Below are 14,736 nucleotides of genomic sequence, written 5' to 3' on the forward strand. Positions count from 1 at the left end.
ACTCAGTTCGTCGCGGCGTATTCGGCCATCAATTCGCGCGCCCGGTCGATCATGGCCTGCCCGTCTTTGCCACGTGCGGCCATATCGGCAATCCAACGCTCGTAGATTGGTGCGGACAGATCAACCCAGTTGGAAACCGCATCGGCGCCGATGGTGATGATGTTGTTGCCCATTTCTTCGGCCATTTCGCGGCCAGGCGCATCGTAATCCTGCTGAGTGCCCCCAGCAAACACAGAGAATTCCAGCCCCGAATTGTCGTCGATCACCGCTTTCAGGTCATCGGGCAGGCCGTCATAACGCGCTTGGTTCATGGCAAGAACGAAGGTCACGGTATACAGCATGTTGCCTTCGAACTCTGTGTGGTTTTCCACCAGTTCCGGGATGCGCAGCGATGGCGCAACTTCCCATGGCATGACTGCACCGTCGATCACACCCTTAGAGATAGCTTCTGGCGATTGTGCAATGGGCATACCCACAGGCGTTGCCCCCAGGCTTTCCAGCAATTGCACAGTCAGGCGCGACGGACCACGCAGCTTCATGCCGGCAAGGTCAGAAGGCTGCTCAACCGGGTCGGCGGAATGAATCACGCCGGGGCCGTGAACCCATGTTCCGATCATCTTCACATCGGAAAACTCTTCCTGCATCGCTTCTTCATACATCTTCCAATAGGCATAGCTCGCCGCGCGGGCATCGCTGACCATGAAAGGCAGTTCAAAGACTTCTGTGCTGGGGAATCGGCCCGGCGTCAGACCAACCACGGTCCAGATCACATCGGCGGTGCCGGATGCGGCTTGGTCATAAAGCTCGCCCGGCGTGCCACCCAACTGCATGCTGGGGAAGCGGTCAACCTTGATGCGGCCGTCGCTGGCGACTTCGACATTATCGGCCCAGACATCCAGAATATGCGTTGGCACATTGGCTTGGGCAGACAGGAAATGATGCAGCCGAAGCGTGACGTCCTGCGCCAATGCGGGTGCCGCGCCAAAGCTCGCGGCCCCGACCAAAGCGCCGCCGATCAGCCCAAGCAGGGTTCTGCGATAGGTCATGAATTTCTCCTCCCGTGTATAATGTTGCATTAGCAACTATCAATTTGAAAGCACAAGACAGCCATTCGCGCTAGTGTTTTTTCGACCGAGCGGTTGATTTTACGCCTGCGACTGCTGCTCTTCCGTCCATCCCCTTGCGCAGTTTGCCACGGGGCGGCACTCTGACCAAATGGAATTACAGGGGGTTCCCATGCCGGACCGAATAACCCGTCTCGACGAACTCCAGGCACTTTGCCCGCTACGGTCCGGCGCATTCATTGTGACCGTGTTCGGCGATGTGGCCTTTCCCGGCGGCGGCGAATTATGGATCGGCCATCTGATCGACCTCTGCGCCGAACTGGGCATCAGCGAGACTTTGGTTCGAACATCTGTCTCGCGGCTTGTGGCGGCAGGCCAACTGATCGGAACCCGCCGGGGGCGGCGCAGCTACTATGCCTTAAGCCCAAACGCGCAAGAAGAATTCGAGCGCGCGGCCCAAGTCATCTATACCGCGCCACAGGACCGGCCATGGCGCTTCCTGTTCTTTCCGGGCGGGCATACGCCAGACTTGCTGGAGCGGCTTGGCATGGCGGCGATCTCTGCCCAGCTTGGCTTTGGCCCCGCGCGTACAGAGGTGCCGGACGGGTCCGTTGCCTTCACCGCCTATGCCGACGGGTCGGGCAGCGACTTGTCCGCAATGTTGGCGCAGGTCTACCCGCTCGATACGCTCGCCCAAGACTGCAACGGCTTCCTGAACCTTGCTCAGGCAATGACGACCTTAGCCATCCCAGATCCCAAAACGGCCCTTCAGGCTCGTTTGGTCCTGACCCATGCCTGGCGCAAGATTGCCCTGCGCGCGCCGCGCCTGCCCGCGCATCTGTTGCCGCAAGGACATCCAGAGCCGGACGCAAGAACAGCCTTCGGGCAAAGATACCTTGCGCTGTGCCCAGCGGCAGAACAACACGCCCGCGCCATTCTGACGCTGGATGACGGGCAAGCTGCGCGCCGCGACCAAGTGCTTGCCGGACGCCATGCGGCATTGCAGACCGGGCCTTGCGGCTTGATTTGACGAAAGCGGCACAAAAGAAATACATTTTCTCTTCATTTTGTGACATGTTTGGGTTATGATAATGGATGAGTGACCAATCGCGCCTTGGGAGGGGCCGGATGACCCACGCTTTCATCTGCGATGCGCAACGCACGCCCATTGGCCGTTACGGTGGCGCATTATCTTCTGTCCGGGCCGATGATCTGGCCGCGATTCCATTGCGCGCTTTGGTCGCCCGCAACATGCAGGTTGATTGGGCTGCGGTGGATGATGTGATCCTCGGCTGCGCGAATCAGGCAGGGGAAGACAACCGCAACGTCGCGCGCATGGCTGCGCTTCTGGCCGATTTGCCGGTGGATGTGCCGGGAATAACCGTAAACCGCCTCTGCGCGTCGGGGCTGGATGCCGTGGGCATGGCCGCGCGCGCCATCCGCGCAGGCGATTGCGCGCTGATGCTGGCGGGTGGCGTCGAATCCATGAGCCGCGCGCCCTTTGTCATGCCCAAAGCGACTGCCGCGTTTTCGCGCGCGAATACCGTCTACGACACAACGATTGGCTGGCGGTTCATCAACCCAAAGATGGACGCGGCGCATGGCACGCATTCCATGCCGGAAACCGCCGATAACGTGGCCGCCGACTATAACGTGTCACGCGCCGATCAAGACGCCTTCGCGCTGCGCTCGCAAGCGCGCTGGGCAGCGGCGCAGGATGCCGGGCGCTTTGCCGATGAGCTATGCACGGTTGAAGTGCCGCAGCGCAAAGGCGCGGTGCTCGTCATCGACCGCGACGAACACCCACGCCCTGATACGACACCCGAAGGGCTGGCCAAACTGCGCGGGATCAACGGGCCAGAGCTGACGGTCACGGCGGGCAATGCAAGCGGCGTGAATGATGGCGCGGCAGGGTTGCTGCTGGCGTCAGAGGCGGCGGCACAGGCCAACGGCCTGACCCCGCGCGCCCGCGTCCTGGCCTGCGCCGCCGCTGGCGTCGCGCCGCGCGGGATGGGCATTGGCCCGGTCCCAGCGGTGCGCAAGGTGTTGGCGCTTGCGGGGCTGACCATTGCAGATATGGATGTGATCGAATTGAACGAAGCCTTCGCCGCCCAAGGCTTGGCCGTGTTGCGCGACTTGGGCCTGCCCGATGACGTCCCGCATGTGAACCCCAATGGCGGCGCGATTGCTATGGGCCATCCGCTGGGCGCAAGCGGCGCGCGGATGGTGGCGACTGCTGTCTGGGAATTGCAGCGCCGCAAAGGGCGCTTTGCTTTGTGCACCATGTGCGTGGGCGTGGGGCAAGGTGTGGCGCTGATATTGGAACGTGTCTGAAGTAGGAGAGCCGAGATGTATGCACAGATGGTGAAATCCGAGGCGACGCAAGACGACCCAGAGGCGCTTGCTGCGTTTCAGGCGCGGATCGACGCGGGCGAAAAGATCGAGCCCAAGGAATGGATGCCCGAAGGCTACCGCAAAACGCTGATCCGCCAGATCGGCCAGCACGCGCATTCCGAAATCGTCGGGCAATTGCCCGAGGGCAACTGGATCACCCGCGCGCCCACCTTGGAGCGTAAGGCGATCCTGCTGGCCAAGGTGCAGGATGAGGCGGGCCACGGGCTATACCTCTATTGCGCCGCCGAAACGCTGGGCGTGTCACGCGACGAGCTGACCGAGGCGCTGCTGGCCGGGAAGATGAAATATTCCTCGATCTTCAATTATCCGACGCTGACCTGGGCCGATATCGGCGCCGTCGGCTGGCTGGTGGATGGCGCGGCGATCATGAATCAGGTGCCATTGCAACGCACCAGTTTTGGCCCTTATAGCCGCGCGATGATCCGCATCTGCAAGGAAGAGAGCTTTCACCAGCGGCAGGGTTTCGACATCATGCGCAAGATGGCGAATGGCACCAAAGCGCAGCGCCACATGGCGCAGGATGCGCTGAACCGCTTCTGGTATCCCAGCCTGATGATGTTCGGTCCGTCCGACAAGGATTCGGTCCATTCCGCGCAAAGCATGGCGTGGAAGATCAAGATGAACACCAATGACGAGCTGCGGCAGAAATTCGTCGACCAGACCGTGCCGCAAGCCGAATATCTGGGCCTGACCGTGCCCGACCCGGACCTGCGCTGGAACGCAGAAAAGGGCGGCTATGATTTCAGCGAACCCGACTGGACCGAGTTTTTCGAGGTGCTGAAAGGTAACGGCCCTTGCAATGCCGAACGCCTGGCCGCGCGGCAAAAGGCATGGGACGATGGTGCTTGGGTGCGCGATGGATTGATGGCGCATGCGGCAAAACAGCGGTCTGCGCCAATTGCTGCCGAATGACAGGGGGCTTTGCCCCCTACGGCCTGCGGCCTACCCCCAGGATATTTTTGCAAGGATGAAAGGGTAAAGCGATGTCTGCGGAATGGCCCCTTTGGGAGATTTTCATTCGTGGTCAGCATGGTCTGAACCACCGGCATGTTGGCAGCCTGCACGCGCCCGATGCGGAGTTGGCGATGCGCCATGCGCGCGATGTGTATACCCGCCGCAATGAGGGAGTGAGCATCTGGGTGGTGCCGTCTTCGGCGATCACGGCCTCCAGCCCGTCCGAGAAAGGCCCGATGTTCGAGCCGTCGCAGGACAAGGTTTACCGCCACCCGAGCTTTTTCGACATCCCTGACGAAATTGGACATATGTGATGGGCGCTGTGGTGGATATGGACGCGGCCTTGTTCGCGGGGTTGTGCCGCTTGGGCGACAGCACGCTGGTGCTGGGGCACCGGGTGTCGGAATGGTGCGGGCACGCACCAGTTCTGGAAGAGGATATTGCACTGGCCAATACGGCGCTGGACCTGATTGGCCAGACCCAAATGTGGCTGGGGCTGGCGGGCGAGATGGAGGGCAAGGCGCGCAACGCAGATGCCTTGGCCTTTCACCGCGATGTCTGGGAGTTTCGCAACCTGCTGCTGGTCGAACGCCCGAATGGTGATTTTGGCCACACCCTGATGCGGCAATTCCTGTTCGACGCATGGCACCAGCCAATGCTGACGGGATTGGCGCAATCGCGTGATGCGCGTGTGGCAGAGATTGCCGCCAAGGCCGGAAAAGAGGTGGCATATCATCTGGAACGGTCCGCTGATCTGGTGATCCGGCTGGGCGATGGGTCCGATGAAAGCCATGCGCGCATGCAGGTCGCGCTAGACACGCTTTGGCCCTATACCGGCGAGATGATGACGCCAGACGCGACCGATACGGCGCTGGCAGACGCCGGGATCATGCCCGATTTGGTCGGGTTGCAGGCCACATGGGACGGGCTGGTGCGCGATGTTCTGGCAGAGGCGACGCTGGCCATTCCTGACGGCGGCTTCATGCATAAGGGCGGCAAGCAGGGTCAGCATTCGGAACATCTGGGGCACATGCTGGCAACCATGCAATTCCTGCCGCGCGCTTACCCGGACGCAACATGGTAGATAAAGCGCAAATCTGGGAATGGCTGGCAAAGGTGCCAGACCCGGAGATCCCTGTGATTTCCGTCACCGAATTGGGCATTGTGCGCGATGTGGTGCTGGAGGGGGATGCGGTTGTCGTAACCGTCACGCCAACCTATTCGGGCTGCCCTGCGACGTCGGTCATCAATTTCGAGATTGAGCGCGCCTTGCGGGAAAAGGGTGTCGCGCAGGTGCGGATGGAACAAAGGCTGTCGCCGCCATGGACCACCGACTGGCTAACCGACGCTGCGCGCGACAAACTGCGCGCTTACGGGATTGCGCCCCCGGTGGACGGCACCGGGGCCACGGGCGTTGTCGCAGGCCGGGTTAACCGATTGACTGGCAGGGCCGTTGTCGTCGCCTGCCCGCGTTGCGGGTCAGAGGCCACGCAGAAGGTCAGCCAACACGGCTCTACACCATGCAAAGCGGCGTATCAGTGCCGCGACTGCTTAGAGCCGTTCGATTATTTCAAATGCATCTGAGGACACGCGAATGAGCCGTTTCCACCCCCTGACCGTGACCGATATTGCGCGCGACACCCATGACAGTGTGGTCGTGACGTTAACGCCTGAAAATGAGGAGGCGTTCCGCTTCACACAGGGCCAATACCTGACCTTTCGGCGCGATTTCGAGGGGCAGGAATTGCGGCGCTCTTACTCCATCTGTGCCGGGCTGGATGACGGCGCGCTGCGTGTGGGGATAAAACGGGTCGAAGGCGGCGCGTTCAGCACTTGGGCCAATACCGCGCTAAAACCCGGCGATGTGCTGGAGGCGATGCCACCGCAGGGCAAGTTCTACACCCCGCTCGCACCAGAAGAAGGGCGGCACTACCTGATGTTCGCCGCCGGGTCGGGGATCACGCCGATCCTGTCCATCATCCGCACGGTATTGACGCGCGAACCCGAAGCGCGGGTCACGCTGGTTTACGCCAATCGGCGGATAGCTTCGATCATGTTCCGGGGCGAGTTGGAGGATTTGAAAGATCAGTATCTGAGCCGTCTTTCGGTGCTGCATATTCTGGGGCAGGACGCGCAAGAGATTGAACTGTTCACCGGTCGGCTGGATACGGCCAAGCTGGACAAGCTGTTCACGCAGTGGATTGACCTTACGGGCGTGCATACCGCCTTCATTTGCGGGCCAGAGGCGTTGATGCAGACCATTGCTGGAGTTTTGCGTGACCACGGATTGAATGACGCGCAGATCAAATATGAGCTGTTTGGCGCAGCACAACCGGGGCGCGCGGCAAAGCCCGCCGCAACCACACGCGATAACACGGGCAAAACCTGTGCGCTGTCTGTCACGCTGGACGGCACGACACGCAACCTTGAGCTGCCGATGGATGGCACGACCGTTCTGGAAGCTGCCCTTGGGGCCAATCTGGATGCGCCGTTTTCCTGCACAGCGGGCGTGTGTTCCACATGCCGCGCCAAGGTGCTGGAAGGCGCGGCAGAGATGGCCGTGAACCACGCGCTGGAAGATTACGAAGTGCGCGCGGGCTATGTGCTGACCTGCCAATGCACCCCGATCAGTGACCGGCTGGTGCTAAGCTACGACACCTGAAAGGAACGGCCATGCTGGACGCAAGCCAACCGATGCGGCTGCAAAGCTACCTGTGCGGCGCATGGCGCGACGGGCGCGGCGCTTGTAAACCGCTGCTGGATGCAGCCACCGGCGCAGTTGTGGCAGAGATTGACGCCAGCGGCTTGGACATGGCCGAGGCTTTGGCGCATGGTCGCCGCGCCGGGGCCGCGTTGCGGGCCATGACGGTGCATGAACGCGCGTTGATGCTGAAAGCGATCGGGCTGGCGCTGCTGGAGCAGAAGGATGATTTCCACGCCCTGTCGCTGGCCACCGGGGCCACGCCCAAGGATGGCTGGATCGACATTGATGGCGGTATCGGCACGCTGCTGAACTACGCATCAAAAGCGCGGCGCGAATTGCCCAATAGCCGCGTTTTAACCGATGGCCTCACAGAGGCGCTGTCACCCGATAACAGCTTTTCGGCCCGCCACATCCTGACGCCCTTACGCGGGGTCGCGGTGCATATCAACGCGTTCAACTTCCCGGTCTGGGGCATGTTGGAAAAGTTGGCGCCGAACCTTCTGGCCGGGATGCCCGCCATCGTGAAACCCGCAAGCCAGACTGCTTACCTTACCGAATTGGTCGTGCGGCGCATACTGGCGACGGGGCTGTTGCCCGAAGGTGCTTTGCAACTGGTCTGCGGCAGCGTGGGCGACATGTTGGACCATATGACGGGGCAGGATGTTGTCACATTTACCGGGTCTGCGGCGACCGGGCAGATGCTGAAAGCGCATCCCGAGATTATTGGCAATTCCACCCGTTTCACGATGGAGGCCGACAGCCTGAACGCCTGCATCCTTGGGCCGGATGCAACACCCGACACGCCCGAATTCGATCTGTTCATCCGCGAGGTGATGCGCGAGATGACCGCCAAGGCCGGGCAGAAATGCACCGCAATCCGCCGCGTCATCATTCCGCGCGCGCAAACGGGCGCGGTGCGCGATGCACTGGCCGCGCGTATGGCAGAGGTGGCGGTGGGCTTGCCCGGTGACAAGGCCACGCGCATGGGCGCGCTTGCCAGCCTAGCCCAGCGCGATGATGTGCGCGCGGCGATTGCCCGGTTGCAAGCAGGGGCAGAGATTGTTGCGGGGAACCCGGATGCGGTGCGCGTGGCGTCGGGCGATGCCGAACGCGGCGCGTTCCTGAACCCGGTGTTGCTATATGCTGACCAGCCGCTGGCGGCCCACGCAGTCCACGAGGTCGAAGCCTTTGGCCCGGTCGCCACGCTTCTGCCTTATGACAGCCCCGATCAGGCGATTGAGATTGCGGCGCTTGGGAAAGGGTCGCTGGTGTCGTCGCTGTTCACCAACGCACCAGAGGTGGCAGAGGAAATCGTGCTGGGGCTTGCGCCCTTCCATGGCCGGGTGATGATCGGCAACCGCGACAGCGCCAAGTCGTCTACGGGGCATGGCTCGCCCCTGCCGATGCTGGTGCATGGCGGCCCCGGTCGCGCTGGCGGGGGCGAAGAACTGGGCGGGATGCGCGGTTTGCACCACTATATGCAACGCAGCGCCGTGCAGGGCACGCCGCGCCTGCTGGCGGCTGTCACCGGCGAATGGACCAAGGGCGCGAATAGCCATGACGGCACGCACCCGTTCCGCAAATCGCTGGCAGAACTTCGGTTGGGCGACCGCATTGTGACCGAGCAGCGCGAGATTACCTTGGCCGATATCGAGCATTTCGCCAGCTTCACCGGCGACACGTTCTATGCCCATATGGACGAGGACGCCGCGCGTGCGAACCCTTTCTTTGACGGACGCGTTGCACATGGCTACCTGATCGTGTCTTTCGCGGCGGGCTTGTTCGTGCAGCCTGATCCCGGCCCTGTTCTGGCCAATTACGGCATAGACAATCTTCGCTTCCTGACGCCGGTTTACCCCGGCGATGCGCTTGGCGTGACGTTAACCTGCAAGGCGATCAACCCCCGCGCCGATGCCGATTACGGCGAAGTGCGCTGGGACTGCGAAGTGACAAAGCAGGATGGCAGCCTTGTCGCGCAATATGATGTGCTGACCATGGTGGCGAAGGAATGGAAAGGCTAAGCCGCCTGAGCCACCCGTGTTTTCAGGTCCAGCCAGAGCTTGCCCCGATCATACCCGCCGCGCACCCGGAAATCGGGGCGTCGCAATTCGGGAAACTCCGCTTCCCAGTCGCGGAAGCGATCTTGCGACAGCACGCGCCCGCCATAATCGCGCGCGACGCGCAGGATCATTGGGTCGGCGGGTTCGCCCCTTGGCACAACCATGACCTGTTCATGCGGCAAGCCAATGCGGCGCGCTAGCTTGTAGTGGTTGCGATAGCGCCCTTCCAGCTTGTAGCCCGCATTGGCATCGAACACCACGCCGGGGGTAAAGCCTTGAGCTTTGAGGCTGGCGATCACCTCGCGCACGGGTTCGATGTCAGGGGTGTTGTCGCGCCAATGCATCACGTTGGACCCATCGACCAGAATAAAACGCGCGCCTTTTGCGGGCCGCCATCCCGACTTGCGCCGCGGTGAACGCAGCATCAGGCGAAGCGCAATAAGGATAAGAGCGCCTACGCCTGCGACAGCAAGCCGGTGCTCTGAGACAAGGGCGGTAAAATCAATCAGGGACATGGTTAAGGTAGACCTTGGCAACTTTGGGTTGCGCAAAGCTAGGCCCGAATTATGGCAAGATTATGCTCGTCCCGATTTAGAGGATAGCAATCTGGGGTCCACCCCAATCTTGTCCAACGCGGCTAGCCAAAGGCGTTCCGGCATCGTGCCATATAACAAACCCGGATCGGCCGGGCAGGTCAGCCAGCCGCCGGCGCGCAGCTCGTCTTCCAGCTGTCCCGCGCCCCAGCCTGAATAGCCAAGGGCCAAGCGCACCTCTGCCGGTCCCTGCCCGCGCGCAACCTGCGCCAGAATATCCATAGAGGTGCTGAGCGACGCAAATTCAGTCACGCTCAGGCTACTATCGGTCAAGAATACGTCGGGTGTGTGCAATACGAACCCACGAGAGGTCTCGACCGGACCACCATAATAAACCGGGTCATTGGCTTGCGCAGGCGCATCGCCCAAGCCGCTATGCGCGCCTTGCATCGGCACATCGAGCGTTTTCAGGAGCGCGCCAAAATTCAGATCGGGCACGGGCTTGTTCAAAATCAGGCCCATCGCACCTTCCTCGGAATGCGCGCATAAAAACACCACCGCATGCGAGAACCTCTGATCGGGCATTCCCGGCATGGCGATTAACAAAGTTCCGCTAAGGCTGTCCGCGTCTGTCATACTGCCAACATGCCCCAGAGGCCGGGGGCTTGCATAGCCCTTGTCATGGCTTCTGTTGCAGCCTTTGAGCCACGACACGGCACTCTCGCCTAAATGTGACTTTCAATCTACACCCAGACCGGGGATGAAAAGCAAATGTCCATGATGAAAACCATAGCCAGCGCGCTCCTTGGCGCAAGCCTCTGGGCCAGCAGCGCGGCCCATGCGCAAGTGCCGCGCCCATCCGATATTGTGGCGGCCGAAATCCGTCCCGGCTGGCGCACCGAGCAAGGCACGATCATGGCCGCGCTGCACCTGCGGCTGGCACGCGACTGGATCACCTATTGGCGCCATCCGGGCGAAAGCGGCATCGCGCCGCGGCTTGACCTGTCGGGTTCGGGGAATCTGGCGGGCGCGCGGTTGCATTGGCCCGCACCGCGCTTGTTTACCAAGGCGGGGTATCTGAGCATCGGGTATGCGGATGAACTTGTGCTGCCGTTGGAACTGACACCCACCCAAACCGATCGCCCGATTGATCTGCGCGCAGCCCTGAACATTGGTGTTTGCGACGATGTATGCATTCCGGTGGATATGGAATTTGCCGCCACGCTGGACGGGCGTGGCGCGCCCGACCGCACGATCAGCCAATCGCTGGAGCGTCGGCCCTCGACAGCACGCGCGGCGGGCCTGTCCGACCTGCAATGCGACTTTCAACCTGCCCGCAAAGGTATGCAGTTGAGCGCGCATTGGACGATCCCCCAGCAGCCCGGCGAAGAATACATCCTGCTGGAAATACCCGGCAGTTCTTGGCGTGTTCAAAACCTGCCCTCACTGCGCGCCGGGGGGCAGTTGACCGGTCAGGCCATATTGCGCGCACGGAAGGGCGAAACCGCCGCCATCGACCGCAGCACCATTCGGATGACCCTGATTACACCCGATGGCACGTTCGAGCATCAAGGCTGCGCAGTGGCGCGCTGAGAGCGGCGGGTTGCCAGAACAACAGCCACCGCGCCTGCCAGCCAAAGTATGACCAGCAAGGCCGCCGTGCCGCCAATAGCCAGCACCATAGCCGCACGCAGCGGGTTGTCACCGAACCCGGACGCAAGCCCACCCAGCACAGCCGGAAGCGCGCCCTGCCAGACAGTCCAACCCAACGTCGCGGCCAACCAGCCCGCAACCGCCAGCGCGGCCAGTCGGGGCAGTTGCGCAACCCCACCTTGAGGCTGTGTCATCGCCCGCGACAGCGAGGTAAACAGCCGCCGCACATCATGCCCGATGGCCAGAAGTGCCGGGACCAGCAAAAGCACGATAATCATGCCAAAACCAAGCCCATAAACCAGCGTAATGACCGTGGGTTTCAGAAACGCAGCTTGGGTCGATGTCTCGAACAGCAGCGGCATAAGGCCCAGAACGGTGGTCAGCGTGGTCAGGATAACCGGGCGCAAACGGTCGCAAGCTGCATCCACAATAGACGGAAGCAGCCCCCGATCACGCGCATATTGGTCCACGGTCGTCACCAGCACGATGGAATCATTGATGATGATCCCTGCCATCCCCATGATCCCGACGATAGAGAACATCGACATCGCCATGTCCCATGACATGTGGCCATAGATCACCCCGATCAGGCCGAAGGGAATGACCGCCATCACCACAAAGGGGCGCATCCAGCTAGAGAATACCCATGCCAGAGTGAGGTAAATCAGGATCAGGCACAGACCAAGGCCGATGGACGCATCCGTCAGGAAATCGCGTTCCTGCTCGGCCTGCCCCGACAGCCGTGTTGCAATGCCAAAATCGGCTTCCAGCGCTGGCAGGATCTGGTTTTCCAGCGCCAGAGTGACCTCGCGCGCGCGGGCCGGGTCATCTTCCGACAAATCGCCCGATACGGTGACAACCCGCGCGCCGTTTTCGCGCAGCACCCGGCTGAAGCCCTGGCGTTCTTGCACCGACACTATGTCACCCAACAGCACATAGTTCCCGCTGGGCGAGCGCATCTGCATACTGTCCAGAAAATCGGCTGCGCGCTCGGTTTCCGGCAGTTCCACCCGCACGCGGCCCGTGCGCAAGCCGTCGGGGAAGGTCGCGGCCTCTATCCCCGTCAGTCGGTTGCGCAGATCACGCGCAAGGCTGTCGATGGTAAAGCCCAACGCCTGACCCTGCGGGGTCAGCTCCAGCACCAGTTCGGGCTTGTCATAAGGCAGATTGTCATCCAGCCCGGTGATTTCCGGATAGGGGGCAAGTGCGGCGCGCAGGGCTTCGGATGCGGCTTTCAGGGTTTCCGCATCGCCGCCCGCCAAGTCTACCGATACGCCATCCCCGCCGGGGCCAGAGCCCCAGGATCGGAAGCTGAATTCCTCTAGCTGCGGGTGGCGCGTGACCATGTCCTGAAGCTGCGACGCAAAAGCAAAGCTGGAAATCGGGCGCAGATCGGCATCGACGAGGTCGATGGAAATACCGCCCAAAAGGTCGCCATCCTTGTTCTCGGCGCTGGCCAGCGGTCGGCCTGCATTGCCCCCCACTTCAACCATGGCGAAGGTAATCGGGTTGATCCCGCTTTCCGTCTCTATCTGTGCGGCCAGTTCATCCGAGGCGCGCTGCAACTCGCGCAGCATCTCGATCGTATCGGCGCGGGTGGCGCCGTCATTCATCACGATATTGCCGGTGATCGAGCCTTGTTCAGGCGGGTTGAAAAACCGGAACGGCAGATCGCCCCGCACAAGGTTGGCCGATTGCACAGCCAGAAGCGCCACCAGCCCGGCCAGAACCGGGTAGCGTGCCGTGATGACCAGTTGCATCAGCGGGCGGAACGCTTTCTCGCGCACCCAGCGAAAGCCTTTGTTGACCTGCCGCGAGGGCCAGTCATACCAGCTTTTCTTCAGGCCCGCCGCGATAGAATGCGCCATGTGGTTCGGTAGGATCAGGAAACACTCGACCAGTGACGCGATAAGCACCGCGATCACAGTCAACGGAATATCCGCGATCAGCGTGCCAAAACGGCCGCCAACCAAAATCAGCGCGCCAAAGGCCAGAACCGTGGTCACGGTTGCGGCGAATACCGGCTGCGCCATGCGGGTTGCTGCGTTTTCCGCCGCTTGTGCCGGGGTTTCGCCCAATTCGCGCGCGCGGTAATCGGCGTGTTCGCCCACCACAATGGCGTCATCGACCACAATCCCCAGCGTGATAATCAGCGCGAAAAGCGAGATCATGTTAAAGCTGAGACCCAGCAGATACATGCCCGCTATAGCCGCCATCATTGCCGCCGGAATACCTGCCGCGACCCAGAACGCGGTGCGCGCATTCAGGAACAGGAACAGCAGAAGCACGACCAGACCAAGGCCCATAAGCGCATTCGTTACAAGCAGGTTGATGCGGCCAGAGATGAACTCGGCGCGGGTGGATACCAGCTCTATGCTTGTCCCTTCAGGCAAACTGCGGTTCATCTGCGCCGCGATCTCGGCCACCTGCGCCTGAATGGCAATCGCATCGCCTTGTTGCGAGCGGTCCACGCGCAGCGTGATCGCAGGGTCGGGGCCCACGAAAAACGCGCGGTCGCGGCTGATGTCGCTTTTTTCAACGCGGGCAATATCGCCCACGGTCAGAACGGACCCATCGGGCCGGGTGCGTAAGGCAACCTGCGCGATTTCGGTGGCAGAGCGGCGTTCCACCCCGGTGCGCACGCGCGCGGCGCCCGACGCCACATCGCCTGTCGGGTCGGTGCTGACAGTTCGGGCGATGGCCTGCGCGATCTCGGCCATGGTCACGTCATGCTCGATCAGGTTGCGGCTGGAAACCTCGACCATGACCTCTGCACTGGCCACGCCACGCACAATGGTCCGAGTAATCCCGGCATCATACAGACGGGCCGCAAACTCATCAGCAAATCGGGCAAGTTGCTCGGTGGCGACAGGGCCACTGACCACCACGTTGGTGACACGGTCGGACCAGTTGGACCGACGGGTTTGCGGGTCTTCCACATCCTCTGGCAGGTTCGACACCGCATCAATCGCATCCTGCACATCATTATTTGCGCGCGACATGTCCCAGCCGGTCTCAAACTCCAGCGTGAAACTGGCGCGGCCTTCGCGCGATTCGGCGCTGACCTCTGTCACACCCTCGACAGCTTGCAGCGCCGGGCTGACCAGTTCCACAACCGCGCGGTCAATATCTTCGGCCCCGGCACCCGGCCAAGGGATATCGACACGAATATTGTCGACCACAACATCGGGGAAGAACTGCGCCCGCATCTGCGGAATGGCGGCCAGCCCAAGCACGACCATGATGACCAACAGCAGGTTGGCGGCGGTCTTGTGCCGGGTGAAATAGCGGAATATGCCCACGGCCTGAACCGCCAGACGCTTACGATGCGAATTTTGCTCTGCGCTCATGGC

The 14,736-nt window shown here is 61.7% G+C and carries 13 protein-coding genes; 9 read left to right on the top strand and 4 right to left on the bottom strand.

From position 1 onward, the window contains the following. Window positions 1-2 precede the first annotated feature (2 nt). Entirely contained in the window at window positions 3-1,046 is a 1,044-nt protein-coding gene (locus M3N55_RS02245; protein ID WP_249055983.1) for a TRAP transporter substrate-binding protein, read from the bottom strand. Window positions 1,047-1,236: 190 nt separating this feature from the next. Between M3N55_RS02245 and M3N55_RS02250 the strand changes: the two genes are divergently transcribed. From M3N55_RS02250 to paaZ, 8 genes are all read left to right on the top strand, one after another. Then, window positions 1,237-2,094, top strand: a complete 858-nt coding sequence (locus M3N55_RS02250) for a PaaX family transcriptional regulator (RefSeq protein ID WP_249055988.1) — start codon at window positions 1,237-1,239, stop codon at window positions 2,092-2,094. A 98-nt stretch (window positions 2,095-2,192) separates the two neighbouring features. Next, window positions 2,193-3,398, top strand: coding sequence for a 3-oxoadipyl-CoA thiolase (pcaF, locus tag M3N55_RS02255; RefSeq protein ID WP_249055990.1), 1,206 nt, complete (start codon window positions 2,193-2,195; stop codon window positions 3,396-3,398). Window positions 3,399-3,413: 15 nt separating this feature from the next. Next, on the top strand, window positions 3,414-4,391 hold the full coding sequence (gene paaA, locus M3N55_RS02260; protein WP_249055992.1) for a 1,2-phenylacetyl-CoA epoxidase subunit PaaA: 978 nt from the start codon (window positions 3,414-3,416) through the stop codon (window positions 4,389-4,391). 71 nt (window positions 4,392-4,462) lie between these two features. After that, window positions 4,463-4,747, top strand: a complete 285-nt coding sequence (paaB, locus tag M3N55_RS02265) for a 1,2-phenylacetyl-CoA epoxidase subunit PaaB (protein WP_249055994.1) — start codon at window positions 4,463-4,465, stop codon at window positions 4,745-4,747. Beyond that, window positions 4,747-5,517: a 1,2-phenylacetyl-CoA epoxidase subunit PaaC gene (gene paaC / locus M3N55_RS02270; RefSeq protein WP_249055996.1), complete on the top strand. Its 771-nt coding sequence runs from the start codon at window positions 4,747-4,749 to the stop codon at window positions 5,515-5,517. The genes paaB and paaC overlap by 1 nt, the downstream gene beginning before the upstream one ends. Further along, the gene (paaD, locus tag M3N55_RS02275) at window positions 5,511-6,017 is read left to right on the top strand and encodes a 1,2-phenylacetyl-CoA epoxidase subunit PaaD (protein WP_249055998.1); all 507 of its coding nucleotides are present in this window, start codon (window positions 5,511-5,513) and stop codon (window positions 6,015-6,017) included. Before paaC ends, paaD begins: the two co-directional genes overlap by 7 nt. Window positions 6,018-6,027: 10 nt before the next feature. Further along, window positions 6,028-7,095 carry a 2Fe-2S iron-sulfur cluster-binding protein gene (locus M3N55_RS02280; RefSeq protein ID WP_249055999.1) on the top strand — a complete coding sequence of 356 codons (1,068 nt, stop codon included), beginning with the start codon at window positions 6,028-6,030 and terminating at the stop codon, window positions 7,093-7,095. Window positions 7,096-7,106: 11 nt separating this feature from the next. Then, the gene (paaZ, locus tag M3N55_RS02285) at window positions 7,107-9,158 is read left to right on the top strand and encodes a phenylacetic acid degradation bifunctional protein PaaZ (protein ID WP_249056001.1); all 2,052 of its coding nucleotides are present in this window, start codon (window positions 7,107-7,109) and stop codon (window positions 9,156-9,158) included. Here paaZ and M3N55_RS02290 read toward each other — a convergent pair. Together M3N55_RS02290 and M3N55_RS02295 are read right to left on the bottom strand one after the other, a co-directional pair. Further along, on the bottom strand, window positions 9,155-9,712 hold the full coding sequence (locus tag M3N55_RS02290) for an NYN domain-containing protein (RefSeq protein ID WP_249056003.1): 558 nt from the start codon (window positions 9,710-9,712) through the stop codon (window positions 9,155-9,157). The genes paaZ and M3N55_RS02290 overlap by 4 nt on opposite strands. Before the next feature lie 60 nt (window positions 9,713-9,772). Then, window positions 9,773-10,366 (bottom strand): YqgE/AlgH family protein, encoded by a 594-nt coding sequence (locus M3N55_RS02295; protein WP_249056005.1) that lies wholly within the window; start codon window positions 10,364-10,366, stop codon window positions 9,773-9,775. Window positions 10,367-10,507: 141 nt separating this feature from the next. Here M3N55_RS02295 and M3N55_RS02300 point away from each other — a divergent pair, with 141 nt between their 5' ends. Further along, complete coding sequence (locus tag M3N55_RS02300) at window positions 10,508-11,323, top strand: protein-disulfide reductase DsbD domain-containing protein (protein WP_249056007.1); 816 nt, start codon at window positions 10,508-10,510, stop codon at window positions 11,321-11,323. Here M3N55_RS02300 and M3N55_RS02305 read toward each other — a convergent pair. Next, window positions 11,299-14,733, bottom strand: a complete 3,435-nt coding sequence (locus M3N55_RS02305; protein WP_249056008.1) for an efflux RND transporter permease subunit — start codon at window positions 14,731-14,733, stop codon at window positions 11,299-11,301. The genes M3N55_RS02300 and M3N55_RS02305 overlap by 25 nt on opposite strands. Window positions 14,734-14,736 lie beyond the last annotated feature (3 nt).

The sequence above is a fragment of the Roseinatronobacter domitianus genome (assembly GCF_023336755.1).
Taxonomy (GTDB): domain Bacteria; phylum Pseudomonadota; class Alphaproteobacteria; order Rhodobacterales; family Rhodobacteraceae; genus Roseinatronobacter; species Roseinatronobacter domitianus.